This is a genomic window from Pantoea eucrina, assembly GCF_001691555.1.
Lineage (GTDB): Bacteria > Pseudomonadota > Gammaproteobacteria > Enterobacterales > Enterobacteriaceae > Pantoea > Pantoea borealis.
Genome location: NZ_MAYN01000008.1, coordinates 2,072,617 through 2,087,148, shown reverse-complemented (window position 1 = coordinate 2,087,148; position 14,532 = coordinate 2,072,617). Strand labels below are relative to the sequence as shown.

Annotated in this window: 18 protein-coding genes; 12 read left to right on the top strand and 6 right to left on the bottom strand. The window is 58.1% G+C overall.

Annotation, left to right across the window (positions count from 1 at the left end; genetic code table 11):
- Window positions 1–32: 32 nt before the first annotated feature.
- Window positions 33–893, bottom strand: coding sequence for a LysR substrate-binding domain-containing protein (locus tag BBA90_RS16010; RefSeq protein WP_065650006.1), 861 nt, complete (start codon window positions 891–893; stop codon window positions 33–35).
- 87 nt (window positions 894–980) lie between these two features.
- Here BBA90_RS16010 and BBA90_RS16005 point away from each other — a divergent pair, with 87 nt between their 5' ends.
- The 5 genes from BBA90_RS16005 to BBA90_RS15985 all read left to right on the top strand — a co-directional run bounded on the left by BBA90_RS16005 (window position 981) and on the right by BBA90_RS15985 (window position 6,460).
- Window positions 981–2,153: a cyanate transporter gene (locus tag BBA90_RS16005; RefSeq protein ID WP_065650005.1), complete on the top strand. Its 1,173-nt coding sequence runs from the start codon at window positions 981–983 to the stop codon at window positions 2,151–2,153.
- 217 nt (window positions 2,154–2,370) lie between these two features.
- On the top strand, window positions 2,371–4,020 hold the full coding sequence (gene lldP / locus BBA90_RS16000) for an L-lactate permease (protein WP_065650004.1): 1,650 nt from the start codon (window positions 2,371–2,373) through the stop codon (window positions 4,018–4,020).
- A complete protein-coding gene (gene lldR, locus BBA90_RS15995; protein WP_240484894.1) occupies window positions 4,017–4,781 on the top strand; it encodes a transcriptional regulator LldR in 765 nt (254 codons plus the stop codon). Before lldP ends, lldR begins: the two co-directional genes overlap by 4 nt.
- Window positions 4,781–5,971 (top strand): FMN-dependent L-lactate dehydrogenase LldD, encoded by a 1,191-nt coding sequence (lldD, locus tag BBA90_RS15990; protein ID WP_065650002.1) that lies wholly within the window; start codon window positions 4,781–4,783, stop codon window positions 5,969–5,971. Before lldR ends, lldD begins: the two co-directional genes overlap by 1 nt.
- Window positions 5,972–6,031: 60 nt before the next feature.
- Window positions 6,032–6,460, top strand: coding sequence for an OsmC family protein (locus BBA90_RS15985; RefSeq protein WP_065650001.1), 429 nt, complete (start codon window positions 6,032–6,034; stop codon window positions 6,458–6,460).
- Window positions 6,461–6,524: 64 nt separating this feature from the next.
- Here BBA90_RS15985 and BBA90_RS15980 read toward each other — a convergent pair whose 3' ends face one another.
- Window positions 6,525–6,764 carry a hypothetical protein gene (locus BBA90_RS15980; RefSeq protein WP_039382924.1) on the bottom strand — a complete coding sequence of 80 codons (240 nt, stop codon included), beginning with the start codon at window positions 6,762–6,764 and terminating at the stop codon, window positions 6,525–6,527.
- Window positions 6,765–6,875: 111 nt separating this feature from the next.
- On the bottom strand, window positions 6,876–7,046 hold the full coding sequence (locus tag BBA90_RS19385; protein WP_166713742.1) for a hypothetical protein: 171 nt from the start codon (window positions 7,044–7,046) through the stop codon (window positions 6,876–6,878).
- Between the two features lie 211 nt (window positions 7,047–7,257).
- Between BBA90_RS19385 and BBA90_RS15975 the strand changes: the two genes are divergently transcribed.
- The 5 genes from BBA90_RS15975 (at window position 7,258) to BBA90_RS15955 (ending at window position 11,165) form a co-directional block, all read left to right on the top strand.
- Window positions 7,258–7,440, top strand: a complete 183-nt coding sequence (locus tag BBA90_RS15975) for a hypothetical protein (RefSeq protein WP_065650502.1) — start codon at window positions 7,258–7,260, stop codon at window positions 7,438–7,440.
- A 245-nt stretch (window positions 7,441–7,685) separates the two neighbouring features.
- Window positions 7,686–7,994, top strand: coding sequence for a PTS sugar transporter subunit IIB (locus BBA90_RS15970; RefSeq protein ID WP_065650000.1), 309 nt, complete (start codon window positions 7,686–7,688; stop codon window positions 7,992–7,994).
- Window positions 7,995–8,082: 88 nt separating this feature from the next.
- Window positions 8,083–9,399, top strand: coding sequence for a PTS sugar transporter subunit IIC (locus BBA90_RS15965; RefSeq protein ID WP_065649999.1), 1,317 nt, complete (start codon window positions 8,083–8,085; stop codon window positions 9,397–9,399).
- A complete protein-coding gene (locus BBA90_RS15960) occupies window positions 9,399–9,716 on the top strand; it encodes a PTS lactose/cellobiose transporter subunit IIA (RefSeq protein ID WP_065649998.1) in 318 nt (105 codons plus the stop codon). The genes BBA90_RS15965 and BBA90_RS15960 overlap by 1 nt, the downstream gene beginning before the upstream one ends.
- 9 nt (window positions 9,717–9,725) lie before the next feature.
- Window positions 9,726–11,165 (top strand): glycoside hydrolase family 1 protein, encoded by a 1,440-nt coding sequence (locus tag BBA90_RS15955; RefSeq protein WP_065649997.1) that lies wholly within the window; start codon window positions 9,726–9,728, stop codon window positions 11,163–11,165.
- Here the strand turns inward: BBA90_RS15955 and BBA90_RS15950 are convergent.
- Together BBA90_RS15950 and BBA90_RS15945 are read right to left on the bottom strand one after the other, a co-directional pair.
- Window positions 11,155–12,186, bottom strand: a complete 1,032-nt coding sequence (locus BBA90_RS15950; RefSeq protein ID WP_065649996.1) for a LacI family DNA-binding transcriptional regulator — start codon at window positions 12,184–12,186, stop codon at window positions 11,155–11,157. The two genes, BBA90_RS15955 and BBA90_RS15950, sit on opposite strands and share 11 nt — an antisense overlap.
- A 91-nt stretch (window positions 12,187–12,277) precedes the next feature.
- The gene (locus BBA90_RS15945) at window positions 12,278–12,925 is read right to left on the bottom strand and encodes a CPBP family intramembrane glutamic endopeptidase (RefSeq protein WP_065649995.1); all 648 of its coding nucleotides are present in this window, start codon (window positions 12,923–12,925) and stop codon (window positions 12,278–12,280) included.
- A 434-nt stretch (window positions 12,926–13,359) separates the two neighbouring features.
- On the opposite strand from BBA90_RS15945, the gene BBA90_RS15940 reads away from it, so the two are divergent.
- Entirely contained in the window at window positions 13,360–13,659 is a 300-nt protein-coding gene (locus tag BBA90_RS15940; RefSeq protein WP_065649994.1) for an I78 family peptidase inhibitor, read from the top strand.
- A gap of 169 nt (window positions 13,660–13,828) precedes the next feature.
- Complete coding sequence (locus tag BBA90_RS15935) at window positions 13,829–14,143, top strand: hypothetical protein (RefSeq protein ID WP_039385730.1); 315 nt, start codon at window positions 13,829–13,831, stop codon at window positions 14,141–14,143.
- A gap of 8 nt (window positions 14,144–14,151) precedes the next feature.
- Here the strand turns inward: BBA90_RS15935 and BBA90_RS15930 are convergent, their stop codons facing one another.
- Complete coding sequence (locus tag BBA90_RS15930) at window positions 14,152–14,403, bottom strand: biofilm development regulator YmgB/AriR family protein (RefSeq protein WP_039382934.1); 252 nt, start codon at window positions 14,401–14,403, stop codon at window positions 14,152–14,154.
- Window positions 14,404–14,532: the final 129 nt, after the last annotated feature.

The window sequence follows — 14,532 nt, the reverse complement described above, 5'->3', positions numbered from 1 at the left end:
GCGATATTTGCCACTGCCCGGCAGTGGAAAAATCACTGCCACTGCAGATGGCAGAAATCAGCCAGCGCCTGCGCCAGCGTCTGCTGCAGCGTATCCTGCGGCAGACGACAGAACAGCGCCAGCTCAAAGTGTGTAACCGGCGGCAGGCCGTCGGCGATGCCCAGTACGCGGTGGCCGGGGAGACGGCAGCTGGCGGGCAGCAGCGTCAGGCCCAGTCCGGCGGCGCTGGCGCTGGCGAGCGCTGCCAGGCTGGCGCTGCTGTAGCTGATGCGCCAGCTGCGTGCCAGCTGGTCCAGCGCCTGGCACATCTCCTCCCGGTAGAGTCCCTGCTGCGGAAATACCACCAGCGGCACCGGCGAGCGGGTAAAGCAGGGGTGAGCCTGGCTGTCGAGCCAGAGCAGCGGCTCAGGACGCGAGGCGAGGGGGCGCTCGCCGCCGGGTTGCTTAATGAGCATGATATCCAGCTCTTCGCGCTGCCATGCACGGTGCAGATCAACATACATGCCGCTCATGACATCGAGGCGCAGCTGCGGATGCGTCCGGCTGAAATCCGCCAGCAGATCGGCGGTAGGCGCCGCAAAATCTTCCGGTACGCCAAGCCGCAGAATGCCGTCACGCCAGGTATCGCCCATGACATCCCACGCTTCGCTGTTAAGTGCAATGATGCGACGCGCATAGGCCAGCATCTTTTCACCCTCTTCGGTCAGCATGACCTGATGTGAGGTACGCACCAGCAGCGCTCTGCCGATCATCTCCTCCAGCCGGCGCACCTGCTGGCTGACGGTGGACTGCGAGAGGTGCACCCGCCCGGCGGCGCGGGTAAAGCTGGCGGTTTCGCAGACGGCAACAAAGCTCAGCAGCTGCTGAGGCGTGAACATAGGCTGACGATTCATTTTTCCACTGCTGGCTATGACATTATTTTATTTCCCAATAGTAAACGCTGCTGCGATGCTGGCAACCTTTTCACTGTGAGAGTGTTTATGAACAGACATTCCGTTTCGCTGACGCTGGCCGCTCTGATCCTGGCCGGACTGAATATGCGTCCGCTGCTGACGTCAGTCAGTCCGCTGCTCGGTCAGCTGCGTCAGGAGATAAGCCTGTCCCCGCTGGTGGCATCGCTGTTGCCGGCGGTGCCAATGATCATGATGGGCGTGGTGGCGCTGCTGAGTGTGTCTTTTTTGCAACGTATCGCGCTGCAGCGTCTGCTGCAGGCGGGGTTGCTGCTGCTGCTGCTGGCGCTGCTGGCGCGGACGGTTACCGGCAGCGGCAGCGTGCTGGTTGCCAGCGCACTGGTTGCGGGTCTTGGTGCCGGCGTGGTGCAGATGGCGATGCCGGGCATCATTCGCCAGCGTTTTGCACAGCGCAGCGCAGCCGTAACCGGGCTGTGGGCGGGCGCGCTGATGGGCGGTGGCGGGGTGGCAGCAGCGCTGACGCCCTGGATCAGCGCCAGAACTGGCTGGTCGCTGGCGCTGGGCAGCTGGGCATTACCTGCGCTGCTGGCACTGCTGCTCTGGCTGCGGGTCAGGCTGCCGGCGACGGCGGCGCAGCCGGCACCGGCGCTGCCCCCGCTGTGGCGCACGCCGCGCGCCTGGTCGCTGGCGCTGAGCTTTGGACTGGTTAACGGCGGCTACGCCACCTGCGTGGCGTGGCTTCCGGACGCGTACCGGCAGTCCGGCTGGAGTGAGCAGGCGGGCGGTTCACTGCTTGGCGTAATGATTCTGTGTCAGGTTATCGGGGCGCTGCTGATGCCGCTGCTGGCACGCCGTGCTGACCGGCGCCCGCAGCTGATTTTCAGCCTGCTCTGTCAGCTGGCCGGTATGGCAGGCCTGCTGATTGCGCCGCTGTTCGCCCCGTGGTGCTGGGCTGCGGTGGCCGGGTTTGGTCTTGGCGCTGCGTTTCCGCTGGCGATGGTGCTGGCACTCGATCATCTGCCGCACCCGCAGGCGGGCGCACGGCTGGTGGCATTTATGCAGGGGGCCGGTTTTATCATTGCCGGCTGCATGCCGTTTATCGCTGGCCAGCTGCAGGCGTTCAGCGGCAGCTTCTCCGGCATCTGGCTGATGCAGGGCGCGATCACGCTGGGCCTGATTGTGCTGAACCTGCGCTTTCATCCACACAGCTATGCGAGGGCATTTACTCACCCGTCGCGCTGATTGGTCCTACCAAAGCCGGTAAAACCTTTTTGTCTGGTCACACTGCTGCAAAATTCTCCCGCAATGCGTTGCTTTCAGTTAACAACGCATTAACTATCTGACGCCATAAGCCCGGTTTTCTGAAAGCGGTCCGACCACTTTCAGCGCGTTACGGGCACTGTTGCACGGTGTATGTTCTGCTGCACCGTGCCGGTCTGACTCCTCCGGAGATAATGGCATGCAGGTATGGCAGCAAAATTATGATCCGCTTAATAATCTGTGGCTTTCCAGCTTAGTCGCAGTGATCCCGATTGTTTTTTTCTTTTTCGCGCTGATTAAACTCAAGCTTAAAGGCTATCAGGCGGGCACGGCTACCGTTGTGCTGGCGCTGCTGGTGGCGCTGCTGCTGTATGGCATGCCAGTGGGGCAGGCGCTGGCATCGGCGGTGTACGGGTTTTTCTATGGTCTGTGGCCGATCGCCTGGATCATCATTGCCGCCGTGTTTGTGTATAAAATCTCAGTTAAAACCGGGCAGTTTGACATTATCCGTGCGTCGATCCTGTCGATCACGCCGGATCAGCGCCTGCAGATGCTGATCGTCGGGTTTGCGTTCGGTGCCTTTCTGGAGGGCGCTGCAGGCTTTGGTGCGCCGGTGGCCATTACCGCTGCGCTGCTGGTCGGGCTGGGCTTTAAACCGCTTTATGCGGCGGGCCTCTGTTTAATTGTCAATACGGCCCCGGTAGCGTTCGGCGCGATGGGTATTCCGATTATTGTGGCCGGGCAGGTCACCGGGCTGGACAGCTTTCAGATTGGCCAGATGGCCGGGCGGCAGCTGCCGTTTCTGACGCTGATTGTGCTGTTCTGGATCATGGCGATTATGGATGGCTGGCGCGGGGTGAAAGAGACCTGGCCGGCGGTGATCGTGGCGGGAGGATCGTTTGCCATTGCCCAGTTCCTGAGTTCCAACTTTCTCGGGCCGGAGCTGCCGGATATTATCTCCTCGCTCGCCTCATTGATCTGTCTGACGCTGTTTTTACGTCGCTGGCAGCCGGTACGCATTTTCCGTTTTGAAGAGCGCGATACCGCTGACGCCGCGCCGGACGCGCAGCGCTACACGCTGGCGCAAATTGTGCGCGCATGGATGCCGTTTCTGTTTCTGACGGCAACGGTGACGCTGTGGAGCATCCCCCCGTTCAAGGCGCTGTTCGCCAAAGGCGGCGTGCTCTATGACTGGGTCTTTACCGTGCCGGTACCGCTGCTGCATGAACTGGTGGCGCGGATGCCGCCGGTAGTGAGTCAGGCCACGCCGTACGCTGCACTGTTTAAATTCGATGTGGTTTCCGCCACCGGCACGGCGATTCTGGTTGCGGCGCTGCTGTCGATCCTCTGGCTGCGGATGAAACCGCGCGCGGCGCTGCAGACGTTCGCAGAGACGCTGAAAGAGCTGGCGCTGCCGATCTACTCTATCGGCATGGTGCTGGCGTTTGCCTTTATCTCTAACTACTCCGGGCTTTCCGCCACGCTGGCGCTGGCGCTGGCGCACACCGGGCAGGCGTTTACCTTTTTCTCGCCGTTTCTCGGCTGGCTGGGCGTGTTCCTGACCGGATCGGACACCTCCTCCAACGCGCTGTTTGCTGCGCTGCAGGCCACCACGGCTCAGCAAATCGGCGTGTCCGATATTCTGCTGGTGGCCGCCAATACCACCGGCGGCGTGACCGGCAAGATGATATCGCCGCAGTCGATTGCCATCGCCTGTGCGGCGGTCGGGCTGGTGGGGAAAGAGTCCGATCTGTTCCGCTTCACTGTAAAACACAGCCTGATTTTTACCTGCATGGTCGGGGTGATCACCACGCTGCAGGCCTACGTGCTGACGTGGATGATCCCGTGAGCACGCCGCTGCGCGAGCGTCTCAGCGCCTGGATCAGCGCGCAGCAGCTGACGCCCGGTATGCGGCTGCCGGGCGAACGCCAGCTGGCGGCGCTGCTGGGCGTCTCGCGCTCTTCCCTGCGCGAGGCGATTCAGCAGCTGATCAACAGCGGCGTCCTGATCAGCAAACGCGGCGGCGGCACATGGCTGTGCCAGCCGCCGGAGCCCTGGTCAGAACAGCGTATCGTTGAACCGATGCGTCAGCTGCTGGCGGCCGATCCCGACTACCGCTGGGATATTCTGGAGGCGCGCCACGCCATTGAGGCCAGCACCGCGTGGCACGCCGCGCTGCGCGCAACGGAAGCGGATAAAGAAAAACTGCGCTACGCCTTTGATGCGCTGCTGCGACTGAACGACTGCGGCGATCCCGATCTCGCGGCGCAGGCCGATCTGCGTTTTCATCTCGCTATCGCAGAGGCGTCGCACAACCTGGTCTTACTGCAGACCATGCGCGGCTTTTTCGATTTGCTGCAGTCCTCGGTCCTGCACAGCCGTCAGCGCATGTATACCCAGCCGGTAATATTTAACCGCCTTAATGAGCAGCATCAGGCGATGTTTGATGCGGTGATGGCGGGGGACGCCGCCGCCGCGCGTCAGGCGGCGATGGATCACCTCGGCTTTGTCCATACCACGATGAAAACGCTGCATGAAGATGAAGCGCGGCAGGCGCGCATTACCCGCCTGCCGGGTGAAACGGCAGCGACCCGTAAGGAGAACACCTGATGATTATTTCTGCTGCCAGTGACTATCGCGCCGCAGCGCAACGCATATTGCCCCCGTTCCTGTTTCACTATCTTGACGGCGGTGCCTATGCCGAACATACCCTGCGGCGAAACGTGGCTGACCTCTCTGACGTCGCGCTCCGTCAGCGGGTGCTGAAAAATATGTCTGCGCTGAGTCTGGAAACCCGGTTGTTTAACGAGACGCTGGCGATGCCGGTAGCGCTGGCGCCGGTGGGGTTATGCGGAATGTATGCGCGCCGGGGAGAGGTGCAGGCGGCGCGGGCAGCCGCGCAGAAGGGGATCCCCTTTACGCTCTCTACCGTCTCGCTCTGTCCAATTGAAGAGGTGGCGCCGGCCATTAACCGGCCGATGTGGTTTCAGCTCTATGTGCTGCGCGATCGCGGATTTATGCGTAACGCGCTGGAGCGCGCCAAAGCCGCCGGCTGTTCAACGCTGGTGTTTACGGTCGATATGCCCACGCCGGGCGCACGCTACCGTGATGCGCACTCCGGCATGAGCGGGCCGCACGCCGCGCTGCGTCGTTACTGGCAGGCGGCAACGCATCCGCAGTGGGCATGGGACGTCGGGCTACACGGAAGGCCTCACGATCTGGGCAATATTTCGGCCTATCTCGGCAAGCCCACCGGGCTGGAGGACTATATTGGCTGGCTGGCAAACAACTTCGATCCCTCGATCTCCTGGCAGGATCTGGAGTGGATCCGCGACTTCTGGGAGGGGCCGATGGTGATTAAAGGGATCCTGGATGCGGAAGATGCGCGCGACGCGGTGCGTTTCGGCGCTGACGGCATCGTGGTCTCTAACCACGGCGGACGGCAGCTGGATGGCGTACTCTCCTCCGCGCGGGCGCTGCCGGCCATCGCCGATGCGGTTAAAGGCGATATCACCATTCTGGCAGACAGCGGCATTCGCAGCGGTCTGGATGTGGTGCGCATGCTGGCGCTGGGTGCCGACAGCGTACTGCTGGGGCGCGCCTTTATCTATGCGCTCGCCACACACGGCCAGCGCGGCGTGGAGAATCTGCTGACGCTGATTGAAAAAGAGATGCGGGTAGCGATGACGCTGACCGGTGCAAAATCGATCGCCGATATTACGCAGGAGTCGCTGGTGCAGGCTAATGCACTGCTGAGCGAAGCGGGTTTACAGCCCGCACGTCCGCGCGCGGTACGCTGAGCCAGGCAAAACAGAGTGGATTGTCTATACTGAGTGCTGTCCACTAACAGGAGGAATGACATGACCATTCACAAGAAAGGATCGGCCCACTGGGAAGGTGATATCAAAGGTAAAGGTACCGTCAGCACAGAGAGTGGCGTACTGAATCAGCAGCCGTATGGTTTTAATACGCGCTTTGAAGGCCAGAAAGGCACGAACCCGGAAGAGCTGATTGGTGCTGCACACGCTGCCTGTTTCTCTATGGCGCTGTCGCTGATGCTGGGCAATGCCGGCCACAAAGCGGAAAGTATCGACACCACCGCTGATGTCTCGCTGGATAAAAAAGGCGAAGGCTTTGCTATTACCAAAGTGGCACTCACCAGCACGATTTCGCTGCCAGGTGTGGATAAAGACGCGTTTGACGAGATTATTCAGAAAGCGAAAGCAGGCTGCCCGGTATCGCAGCTGCTGAATGCGGAAATTACGCTGGATTACACGCTGAATAACTGATTGCGCAACGCGTAACGGTCAATGCTTTAACGATGCGCCTGCGGGCGCATCGTTGTTTCTGCCCTCAGGCATACTCTGCATCATGCAGTGCTTCGCGCACGTTGCGCAGGCTGCTGCGCGCAATACGATACGCCTTGCGCGGATCGCCCGCCACAAACTCAAACGTGGGTGAATAGTAGAAGGGTAGCCAGCCATCAAAGCCATTTTCCCACTCCCAGCGTACCGGGCAGGGCCAGAGGATACCGTCATACAAAATGTAATAAACCCAGCGTCCGGCAGGACGGCGGGGGCGCGATTTCTTCATGGGATTCACAACGATGATAGTGTAAAACAGCTTATATTTTGAACCTTATTGCCAGTGCTTGCAATGGCAGCTGGCTAAAATGTGCGCAATGCAGCAAATCCTGGTCTCAATTCAGCGATGTACTTCGCCACACAGTAAGACCACATTAGGGCGCACTTTATAGATACGATTGGCCATGGTTTCACAGGCCGTTTTCGTCGGATAAATACGCTCTGACACCGGTAACGCGTCACAGGCATCATGCCCGCAGGCACTCACTAATAAAACAAAACCAATCAGCATAACCGGCTCCTTTAACACCTTCGCGCTGGTACGGAATGTGTGGCTGTGTGTTCCCTTTTTTGATCCAGTATAGACAATTGCCTCACAGGTCAATGAACACCCTGAGCGGCTTTTTTATCCGAACGGTCTGATAGCAGCGCGCTGCGCATCCAAACCCGGCATAATCCAGGCTAAACTGTGCAGCTGACCCCTTTAAATGAGTGAGAAAAGCATGTCTGATATTGCCCATCCTGCCAGCAGTCCAAAACAGGCTGCCCTGCAGCTGGTTATTGAGCTGGTCCGTGCCGGAAAACTGAGCCCCCTGCATGGCGATGCGTCAAATATGATTTCCATTTACGAGCAGTTCAAGAGTCACTTCGAAGCAGATAAACACAAAGAGTCTGCTATCTCCTGATAGCGTCAGCCGTCCGGTAAGCGCCGCAGCCGTTAACTGAACTGCGGCGTCTGCCAGACGGCTTTCTCATGCGATTACGCACCTGCCATTATATAATCACCATCCTGCATTATTTCTTTGCCACTTAATTTATCCGGATTGAGTTTTGATATTTCTCACACTTTCTGTATCCAGATCTGAAACCGGTTGCAGAAAATCTGCTGGCTGTGTATTCGTTAATTAAACGCCATTCAGAGGAAACGATCATGCCAAAAATTTTACTGTGCTGTGCCGCCGGAATGTCCACCAGCATGGTGGTGCAGAAAATGGAAAAAGCGGCAAAAGAGCAGGGTGTTGATGTCGAGATAAAAGCGGTGGGAATAGAAGAGTTTAACGATGAAATTCAGGATGTTGATTGCTGTCTGCTTGGGCCGCAAATCAAATATAAACTGGCTGATTTTGCTCCGATAGCTCAGCAGCTTAATAAGCCTATTGCCGTGATAAATAGCATGGATTACGGCATGATGAATGGCGAGAAAATATTAGCGGATTCCTTAAAGCTGATTCACGCCTGAAAATAACGCCTGCACTCAAATAATTCTTCCGCCTGCACAGCCGCTGTGCAGGTTAATTCTCTTGTTGCCTGTTGCAAGGAGCTTGCCCATGAGCAGCATCAGCGAATCTTTATTTGGCGTCATTGAAAACCGGATCAGTCCATTTGCCGGACGCCTCTCCAGCCAGCGTCACGTGATCGCAATTCGCGATGGTTTCATCGCCTCTATGCCGTTTCTGATTGTCGGCTCCTTTATGCTGTTGTTTGCCCATCCGCCGTTTTCTGCCGACAGTTCATGGGCCTTCGCACAGTGGTGGCTGGGTATGGTGCGGGCGCACGAAGCCCAGATCATGATGCCCTACAACATGACGATGGGCATTATGGCGCTCTATATCGCCAGTGCTATCGCCTATAACCTTGCCAGCAGCTACAAAATGAATGGTTTTATGGCGGCCAGCCTGTCGCTGATGGCTTTCCTGGTGGTGGCCGCTCCCCAGAGCGATAAGACGCTGCCGGTGGGCTCGCTGGGTGGTGAAGGGATCTTCACGGCGATTCTGGTCGCGCTGTTCGCCACGGAAATGATGCATTTCCTGCAGAAACACCATATCGGCTTTAAGCTGCCCGAGCAGGTTCCGCCGAAAATTCGTCAGTCGTTTGATCTGCTGATCCCGATTGTCGCCATTTTCCTGACGCTGTTTCCGCTCAGCCTGTGGGTGCAGGCGCAGTTTGGCATGCTGCTGCCTCAGGCGATTATGGCCATCTTCGCGCCGGTCATCTCCGCGTCGGACTCACTGCCTGCGGTACTGATTGCAGTGCTTTTGTGCCATATGCTGTGGTTTGCCGGCATTCATGGTGCGGTGATCGTAGGAGGGATCCTGCAGGCGTTCTGGCTGACCAATCTCGGGCTAAATCAGCAGGCGCTGAACGCCGGAGAGCCGGTCATGCACGTGTTTATTGAACCCTTCTGGCAGTTTTTTATCGTGATAGGCGGCTCCGGTTCCACCATGGGACTGGTGCTGCTTTATCTGCGCAGCCGGTCAGCGCATCTGCGTTCAATTGGCAAGCTGAGTATTGTGCCCAGCATGTTTAACATCAACGAGCCGGTAATTTTTGGCTCACCGGTGGTGATGAACCCCATTCTGTTTATTCCGTTTCTGCTTGCGCCGCTGGTTAACGCCGTGATCGCCTGGACCGCCACCAAAACTAACCTGATCAATCACGTGGTGTCGCTGGCGCCGTGGACCACGCCCGCCCCGATTGGCGCAGCCTGGTCAACCGGCTGGGACTGGCGCGTGATTGTGCTGATCGCCGTGCTGGTGGCGATTGCCACGCTTATCTACTACCCGTTTTTCAAAATGTATGAGCGACAGCTGCTGCAACAGGAGCAGGAGCAGGCCGCAGCGGCACAACTGGCTAAGGAGTCATGATGGAAATTGATGAAAGCACGGTAATGGAACTGATTATTCAGGCGGGCGAGGCGCGCTCCTGCGCCATGCAGGCGCTGCGCGCGGCGCGTAATCAGGCGTGGAGTGACGCAGACGCACAGCTCACGGCCGCCACGCAGGCAGCGAAAGCGGCGCATCGTATCCAGACGGAACTGATTGGGGCTGATGAAGGCTGCGGGAAAATTCCGGTTAACCTGATTATGGTGCATGCCCAGGATCACCTGATGAACGCCATGCTCTGCCGCGAACTGGCAGAAGAGATCATTCAGCTACGTCGTGAACTGGCGGCACAACAGTAAGGAGCAGCTATGCAGCATCACAATCCCGGTGCGTTTCCGGAGGGGTTTCTCTGGGGCGCATCAACCTCAGCGTATCAGGTTGAGGGCGCATGGAATGCGGATGGCAAAGGACCGTCAGTCATTGACCATGCGCGTTTCAGTGATAACGTCACTGACTTTACCGTTTGCAGCGATCACTATCACCGCTTTAAAGAGGATATTGCGCTGCTGGCCGAAATGGGGCTGAAAACCTACCGGTTCTCCATCGCATGGAGCCGCCTCTACCCCGACGGCGACGGCGAGCTGAATCCGGCGGGCGTGGCGTTTTATCAGCAGCTGATTGATGAAATCTGCCGGCACGGCATTGAACCGCTGGTCACGCTCTATCATTTTGACCTGCCGTGGGCGCTGCAGCAGACAGGCGGCTGGTCCAACCGGCGCACCGTAGCGGCCTTCGAGCGCTTTGCCGTGACCTGCTTTGAACACTATGGCAAACAGGTAAAATACTGGCTGACCATCAATGAACAGAACATGATGATCCTCAAGGGGGAGGTCATCGGCACGCTGGCAGAAGGCACAGAAGATGTGCAGCGCAGCCTTTATCAGCAGAATCACCATATGATGCTGGCACAGGCGCGGGCGATGATCGCCTGCCATCAGCGTTTGCCGGACGCAAAAATTGGTCCGGCGCCCAATATCTCCTGCGTCTACGCCGCCAGCTCACGGCCGGAAGATGTGCTGGCCGCCGACAACTTTTCAGCGATCCGCAACTGGCTCTATCTCGATCTGGCGGTACACGGACGCTACAACGCGGTGGTCTGGGCGTTCTTGCAGCAGCGTGGCTGGCTGCCGGAGATTGAAGCGGGCGATATGGAGACCATCGCAGCGGGCAAACCTGATTTTATCGCCTTCAACTATTATGCCTCCGCTACCGTCAGCGCTGACCTGCCGGATGCCGCCCGTGGTGAACTGAACAGTAAGCAAAAAGCGGATCAGCAGATGGCGGGGATCGACAGCACGGTGTATGTCGGCTGCAATAATCCGCATCTGCCGCAGAATCAGTTTGGCTGGTATATCGATCCGGTTGGCTTTCGCATTACCGCCCGTGAGATCTACGCGCGCTATGCGCTGCCGCTGATTGTAACGGAGAATGGTCTGGGTGCTTTTGATACGCTGGAGGCGGGCAACAAAGTACACGATGATTACCGTATCGCCTACCTGCGCGATCATCTGCGGCAGCTGCGGCTGGCAATTGCGGACGGCGTGGCGCTGTTTGGCTACTGTCCGTGGTCAGCGATCGATCTGGTCAGTACGCATCAGGGGATCAGTAAACGCTACGGGTTTATCTATGTGAACCGCGATGAGCATGACCTGAAAGATCTGGCGCGCTATCGTAAAAAGAGCTTTTTCTGGTATCAGCAGCTGATTGCCAGCAACGGCGCCACGCTCGACGACGCGGTCAGCTACTGATCGCGTTACGCCGCGCCGGTCCGTCAGCGACCGACGCGCGCTCAATCAGCCGCCCGCTAAAGGGCGGCAACACCGTCACCGGCTTCCCCTCCAGCATTGCGACCAGCTGCGCCAGCGTGTGCTGGATCATTTCGGCGACCGGGACATGTACCGTGGTCAGCGGCGGCAGAAAAAAAGCGGCCATATTAATGTCATCAAAACCCATCAGTGAGACATCCTGCGGCAGTCGTCTGCCGGCCGCATGCAGCGCCAGCGCCGCGCCCATTACCATATCGTCATTGCTCGCCATCAGTGCGCTGAACGTGACCTTTGATGCCAGCAGCTGCTGCGTGGCCAGCTGGCCGCTGAGCGAGGTCCAGGCGCCCTGGACGACCCGGGCAGGCTCAAAGGGCAGCTGATGAGCAGCCAGCGCCTGCTGATAGCCAGCCAGCCGCGCGGCAGCGGTGGGCGAGCCCGGCAGGCCAGTAATGAACGCGATATCCTGATGTCCGCGCTGGATCAGATAACACACGGCATCAAAGGTGTTTTGCTGATGGGTCGCCCAGACGCAGTGTTCTGCATGCTGCGTCAGCTGCCGGTTGACCACCATAATCGGAATGGCGTGCTGCTCAATCAGCGCTTCCAGCGCGGCCGTATCCAGAAAGCGCGGATAGATAATGATGGCGTCACAGCGCAGATCGAGCAGAAATTCAATCGCCGCCCGTTCATCGTCGGCACTGGTTTTGCCGTCAGCCAGGATCAGCTGGCGCCCGTAGTTATTGGTCAGGGTGGCAGTCTGATAAAGCAGTTCGCTGAAATAGGGGCCGTTGAACAGGGAGTGGGTGACAATCAGACCAATATTCTGTGACTTTTGGGTTGCCAGACTGCGTGCCAGCAGGTTAGGACGATAACCGGTCTCTTCAATCGCCTGAAACACTTTCTGCTGCGTCGCTTTACTGACGTAGCGCGTACCCGCCAGCACGCGCGATACGGTGGCTTTGGAGACGCCAGCCTTCCGGGCCACATCCAGCATTGTAATCATTTTTCCGTCCCGTCATCCCTTCATGTGTAAGCGTGATAGTAACTGAAAATGCGCGGCGACAGAGGAGAGCACAGGTAAACAGTGAAGCCGATCAGGCAAAGAACCAGGCGGGCAGTATTGCAATCAGATTATTCAGCGTATGCAGAAAGATAGGCAGGGCCAGGTTATTACTGCGCAGGCGCGCATAGCAGAGCAGCAGTGAAAAGAGCGTCAGCGCCACCAGCGTTTCCCAGTGCACATATTGCGTGTGCAGCGCCGCAAACAGCAGGGAAGTCAGCAGCATGCAGGCGAAGCGGCTGCGGGGTGCCCAGAGCAGAAACGCCTGCAGCAGAAAACCGCGAAACAGCACTTCCTCAAATACCGGCGCCAGCAGTACCGCCGTCAGCAGCAGGATCAGCATCGAGTTGCGCCCCTGCTGGCTCTGCTCAATCAGCCAGCCTTCCGGCTGCAAAAACCGGGTCTGAGCCATCATCAGCAGAAACAGCGCACCGATAAACAGCAGCGTCTGCAGAGGGCGCAGTGCACCCAGCGGGATATCGCTGCGACGCTGACAATAAAAGCGGTAGAGCGGATAGATCACGGCGAACTCAAACAGGCAGAGAACCGGTACCAGCAACCCATCATTACGTAACGCGCTGTAGTTAGGAAAGAGCGTAATCAGCATCGTTATGAGGTAATAGACAACAAAGCAGCCCGCGTAAAACAGGGTTAAGGTAACTTTGTCGGATTGAGTATCCATAGGCGACTCAGCGGGCAGGGGGAAGGGCATAGTAGCAATGGCGCAGAGTGCTGTCGAGGTGCGCGATCTCAGATTTCAGTACCACTTCAGCGTTACAGTAAAAAGCCAGGCACGGCGGGCAGGTGCCCGGCAGATGTGCCTGGCAGTCACCGGCCGGCGCGTTAGCGAACGCGTACGGCCACGAACGTCATCAGTATGACGCAGCCGATAAAAATCATGAGTTCCATAGTAAGCCTCCTCGGATGATTCTTAGAAAGAATAGTTTTTTTCTGGCGAGTCAGTGAGTCACTTAGTGCGATTAATCTTAAATTTTCCGCGTAACCGCGCAGTTTCCGGAGCGGAAACCGGCATTTTTCGGCCAGCGAAGTTCGTTTACGCGCCGGGCTTTGCTACTCTCAGAGGCGACGTAGTTATCTGTTCAGAAGGAGAGAGTTGTGACGCATTGTGGAAAAGTCCTGTTGCTAACCGCTGCCATGGCCTTAAGCGCCTGTCAGTCTGCCGGCAAAACCAGTACCCAGGCTACGGCCAGCGTGGATCCGGAAACCGACCAGTGTCGCGCATCGCAGTATCAGAACGTTATTGGCCAGCCACTGACAGCGATCGGCAGTCAGAAATTTGCCGGTCCGGTACGCGCGATCCCCTGGAACGGTGCCGTCACCATGGACTTTAATCTGCACCGGCTGAATTTCATGGGCGATAAAGAGGGCAACATCACCCGCGTCTACTGCGGCTGACACCAGACGGACACACGACTGTCATCGGGTTGTCATGCCCGGCGGTGAGGATACTCTGACAAACAGAGATCGCCTCGTCATCTCAGACATGCACTGTTCGTCTTGTTTCTTCCCGCTGCGGCGGGAATTTTTTTAACCGGCGAACGCGCTACTGCAACAAGAGGTAATGATGAAAAGATTTTCAGGCTTTCTGCTGTTAACGCTGCTGGCCCCGCTGGCGCATGCATCCGGCGAAGCTGCCTGGCAGGAAAATGAGCAGCAGAGCCGTCAGGCGTGCCTGCTGGCCAGTACGCTGGCGCAGGCGAAAATTGTGGGTAAGCCGGTGCAGTTTGACGACCGCACCGGTTATGATGCGCTGCTGCTGCAGGGACGCTATCCGCAAAAGCACATGAAAAACCGCACCGGACGTGAACTCTGCCTCTACCATCGTCAGAGCGGCAAAGCCGTCGTCAGCGAAGCCGATCAGCTGCGGGTCGCAAAATAAATCATCCCTCAGGCTCCCGGCTCGCTGCCCAGTAATTGTGCCAGCAGCGTCCGGTAGCTCTGCAGACGCTGCTCATCGCCCTCAAACTCCAGCTTTTCAATGACCCGCGCAATAACCGCTTTACTGGTCGCAGGCTGCCCCTCGGCCATCAGTTCCCGCATAATAGCCGCCAGCAGATCGCTCTCATGCGGCACGTGCCAGGCAGGCGTGTTGAAGTAGTCGGTAATCGCCCGACTGGCGCTGTCAGGATAGGTTCTCATGGCTGACCTCCGCAGAGACAACACGGCGTGCCGCCAGCAGGCGGCAGCAACAGAACCCGAACGGCGTGCCCGCAAAAGGGCTGCGCGTCTGGTTATTTTTTAAACATAGTTGCGCGCCGTAAGCTTGTC

What these genes read in the sequence shown, in the direction of transcription:
- BBA90_RS16010 (WP_065650006.1), bottom strand. Translation starts at nt 893, where the DNA reads ATGAATCGTCAGCCTATGTTCACGCCTCAGCAGCTGCTGAGCTTTGTT.
- BBA90_RS16005 (WP_065650005.1), top strand. Translation starts at nt 981, where the DNA reads ATGAACAGACATTCCGTTTCGCTGACGCTGGCCGCTCTGATCCTGGCC.
- lldP (WP_065650004.1), top strand. Translation starts at nt 2,371, where the DNA reads ATGCAGGTATGGCAGCAAAATTATGATCCGCTTAATAATCTGTGGCTT.
- lldD (WP_065650002.1), top strand. Translation starts at nt 4,781, where the DNA reads ATGATTATTTCTGCTGCCAGTGACTATCGCGCCGCAGCGCAACGCATA.
- BBA90_RS15985 (WP_065650001.1), top strand. Translation starts at nt 6,032, where the DNA reads ATGACCATTCACAAGAAAGGATCGGCCCACTGGGAAGGTGATATCAAA.
- BBA90_RS15980 (WP_039382924.1), bottom strand. Translation starts at nt 6,764, where the DNA reads ATGAAGAAATCGCGCCCCCGCCGTCCTGCCGGACGCTGGGTTTATTAC.
- BBA90_RS19385 (WP_166713742.1), bottom strand. Translation starts at nt 7,046, where the DNA reads ATGCTGATTGGTTTTGTTTTATTAGTGAGTGCCTGCGGGCATGATGCC.
- BBA90_RS15975 (WP_065650502.1), top strand. Translation starts at nt 7,258, where the DNA reads ATGTCTGATATTGCCCATCCTGCCAGCAGTCCAAAACAGGCTGCCCTG.
- BBA90_RS15970 (WP_065650000.1), top strand. Translation starts at nt 7,686, where the DNA reads ATGCCAAAAATTTTACTGTGCTGTGCCGCCGGAATGTCCACCAGCATG.
- BBA90_RS15965 (WP_065649999.1), top strand. Translation starts at nt 8,083, where the DNA reads ATGAGCAGCATCAGCGAATCTTTATTTGGCGTCATTGAAAACCGGATC.
- BBA90_RS15960 (WP_065649998.1), top strand. Translation starts at nt 9,399, where the DNA reads ATGGAAATTGATGAAAGCACGGTAATGGAACTGATTATTCAGGCGGGC.
- BBA90_RS15955 (WP_065649997.1), top strand. Translation starts at nt 9,726, where the DNA reads ATGCAGCATCACAATCCCGGTGCGTTTCCGGAGGGGTTTCTCTGGGGC.
- BBA90_RS15950 (WP_065649996.1), bottom strand. Translation starts at nt 12,186, where the DNA reads ATGATTACAATGCTGGATGTGGCCCGGAAGGCTGGCGTCTCCAAAGCC.
- BBA90_RS15945 (WP_065649995.1), bottom strand. Translation starts at nt 12,925, where the DNA reads ATGGATACTCAATCCGACAAAGTTACCTTAACCCTGTTTTACGCGGGC.
- BBA90_RS15935 (WP_039385730.1), top strand. Translation starts at nt 13,829, where the DNA reads ATGAAAAGATTTTCAGGCTTTCTGCTGTTAACGCTGCTGGCCCCGCTG.
- BBA90_RS15930 (WP_039382934.1), bottom strand. Translation starts at nt 14,403, where the DNA reads ATGAGAACCTATCCTGACAGCGCCAGTCGGGCGATTACCGACTACTTC.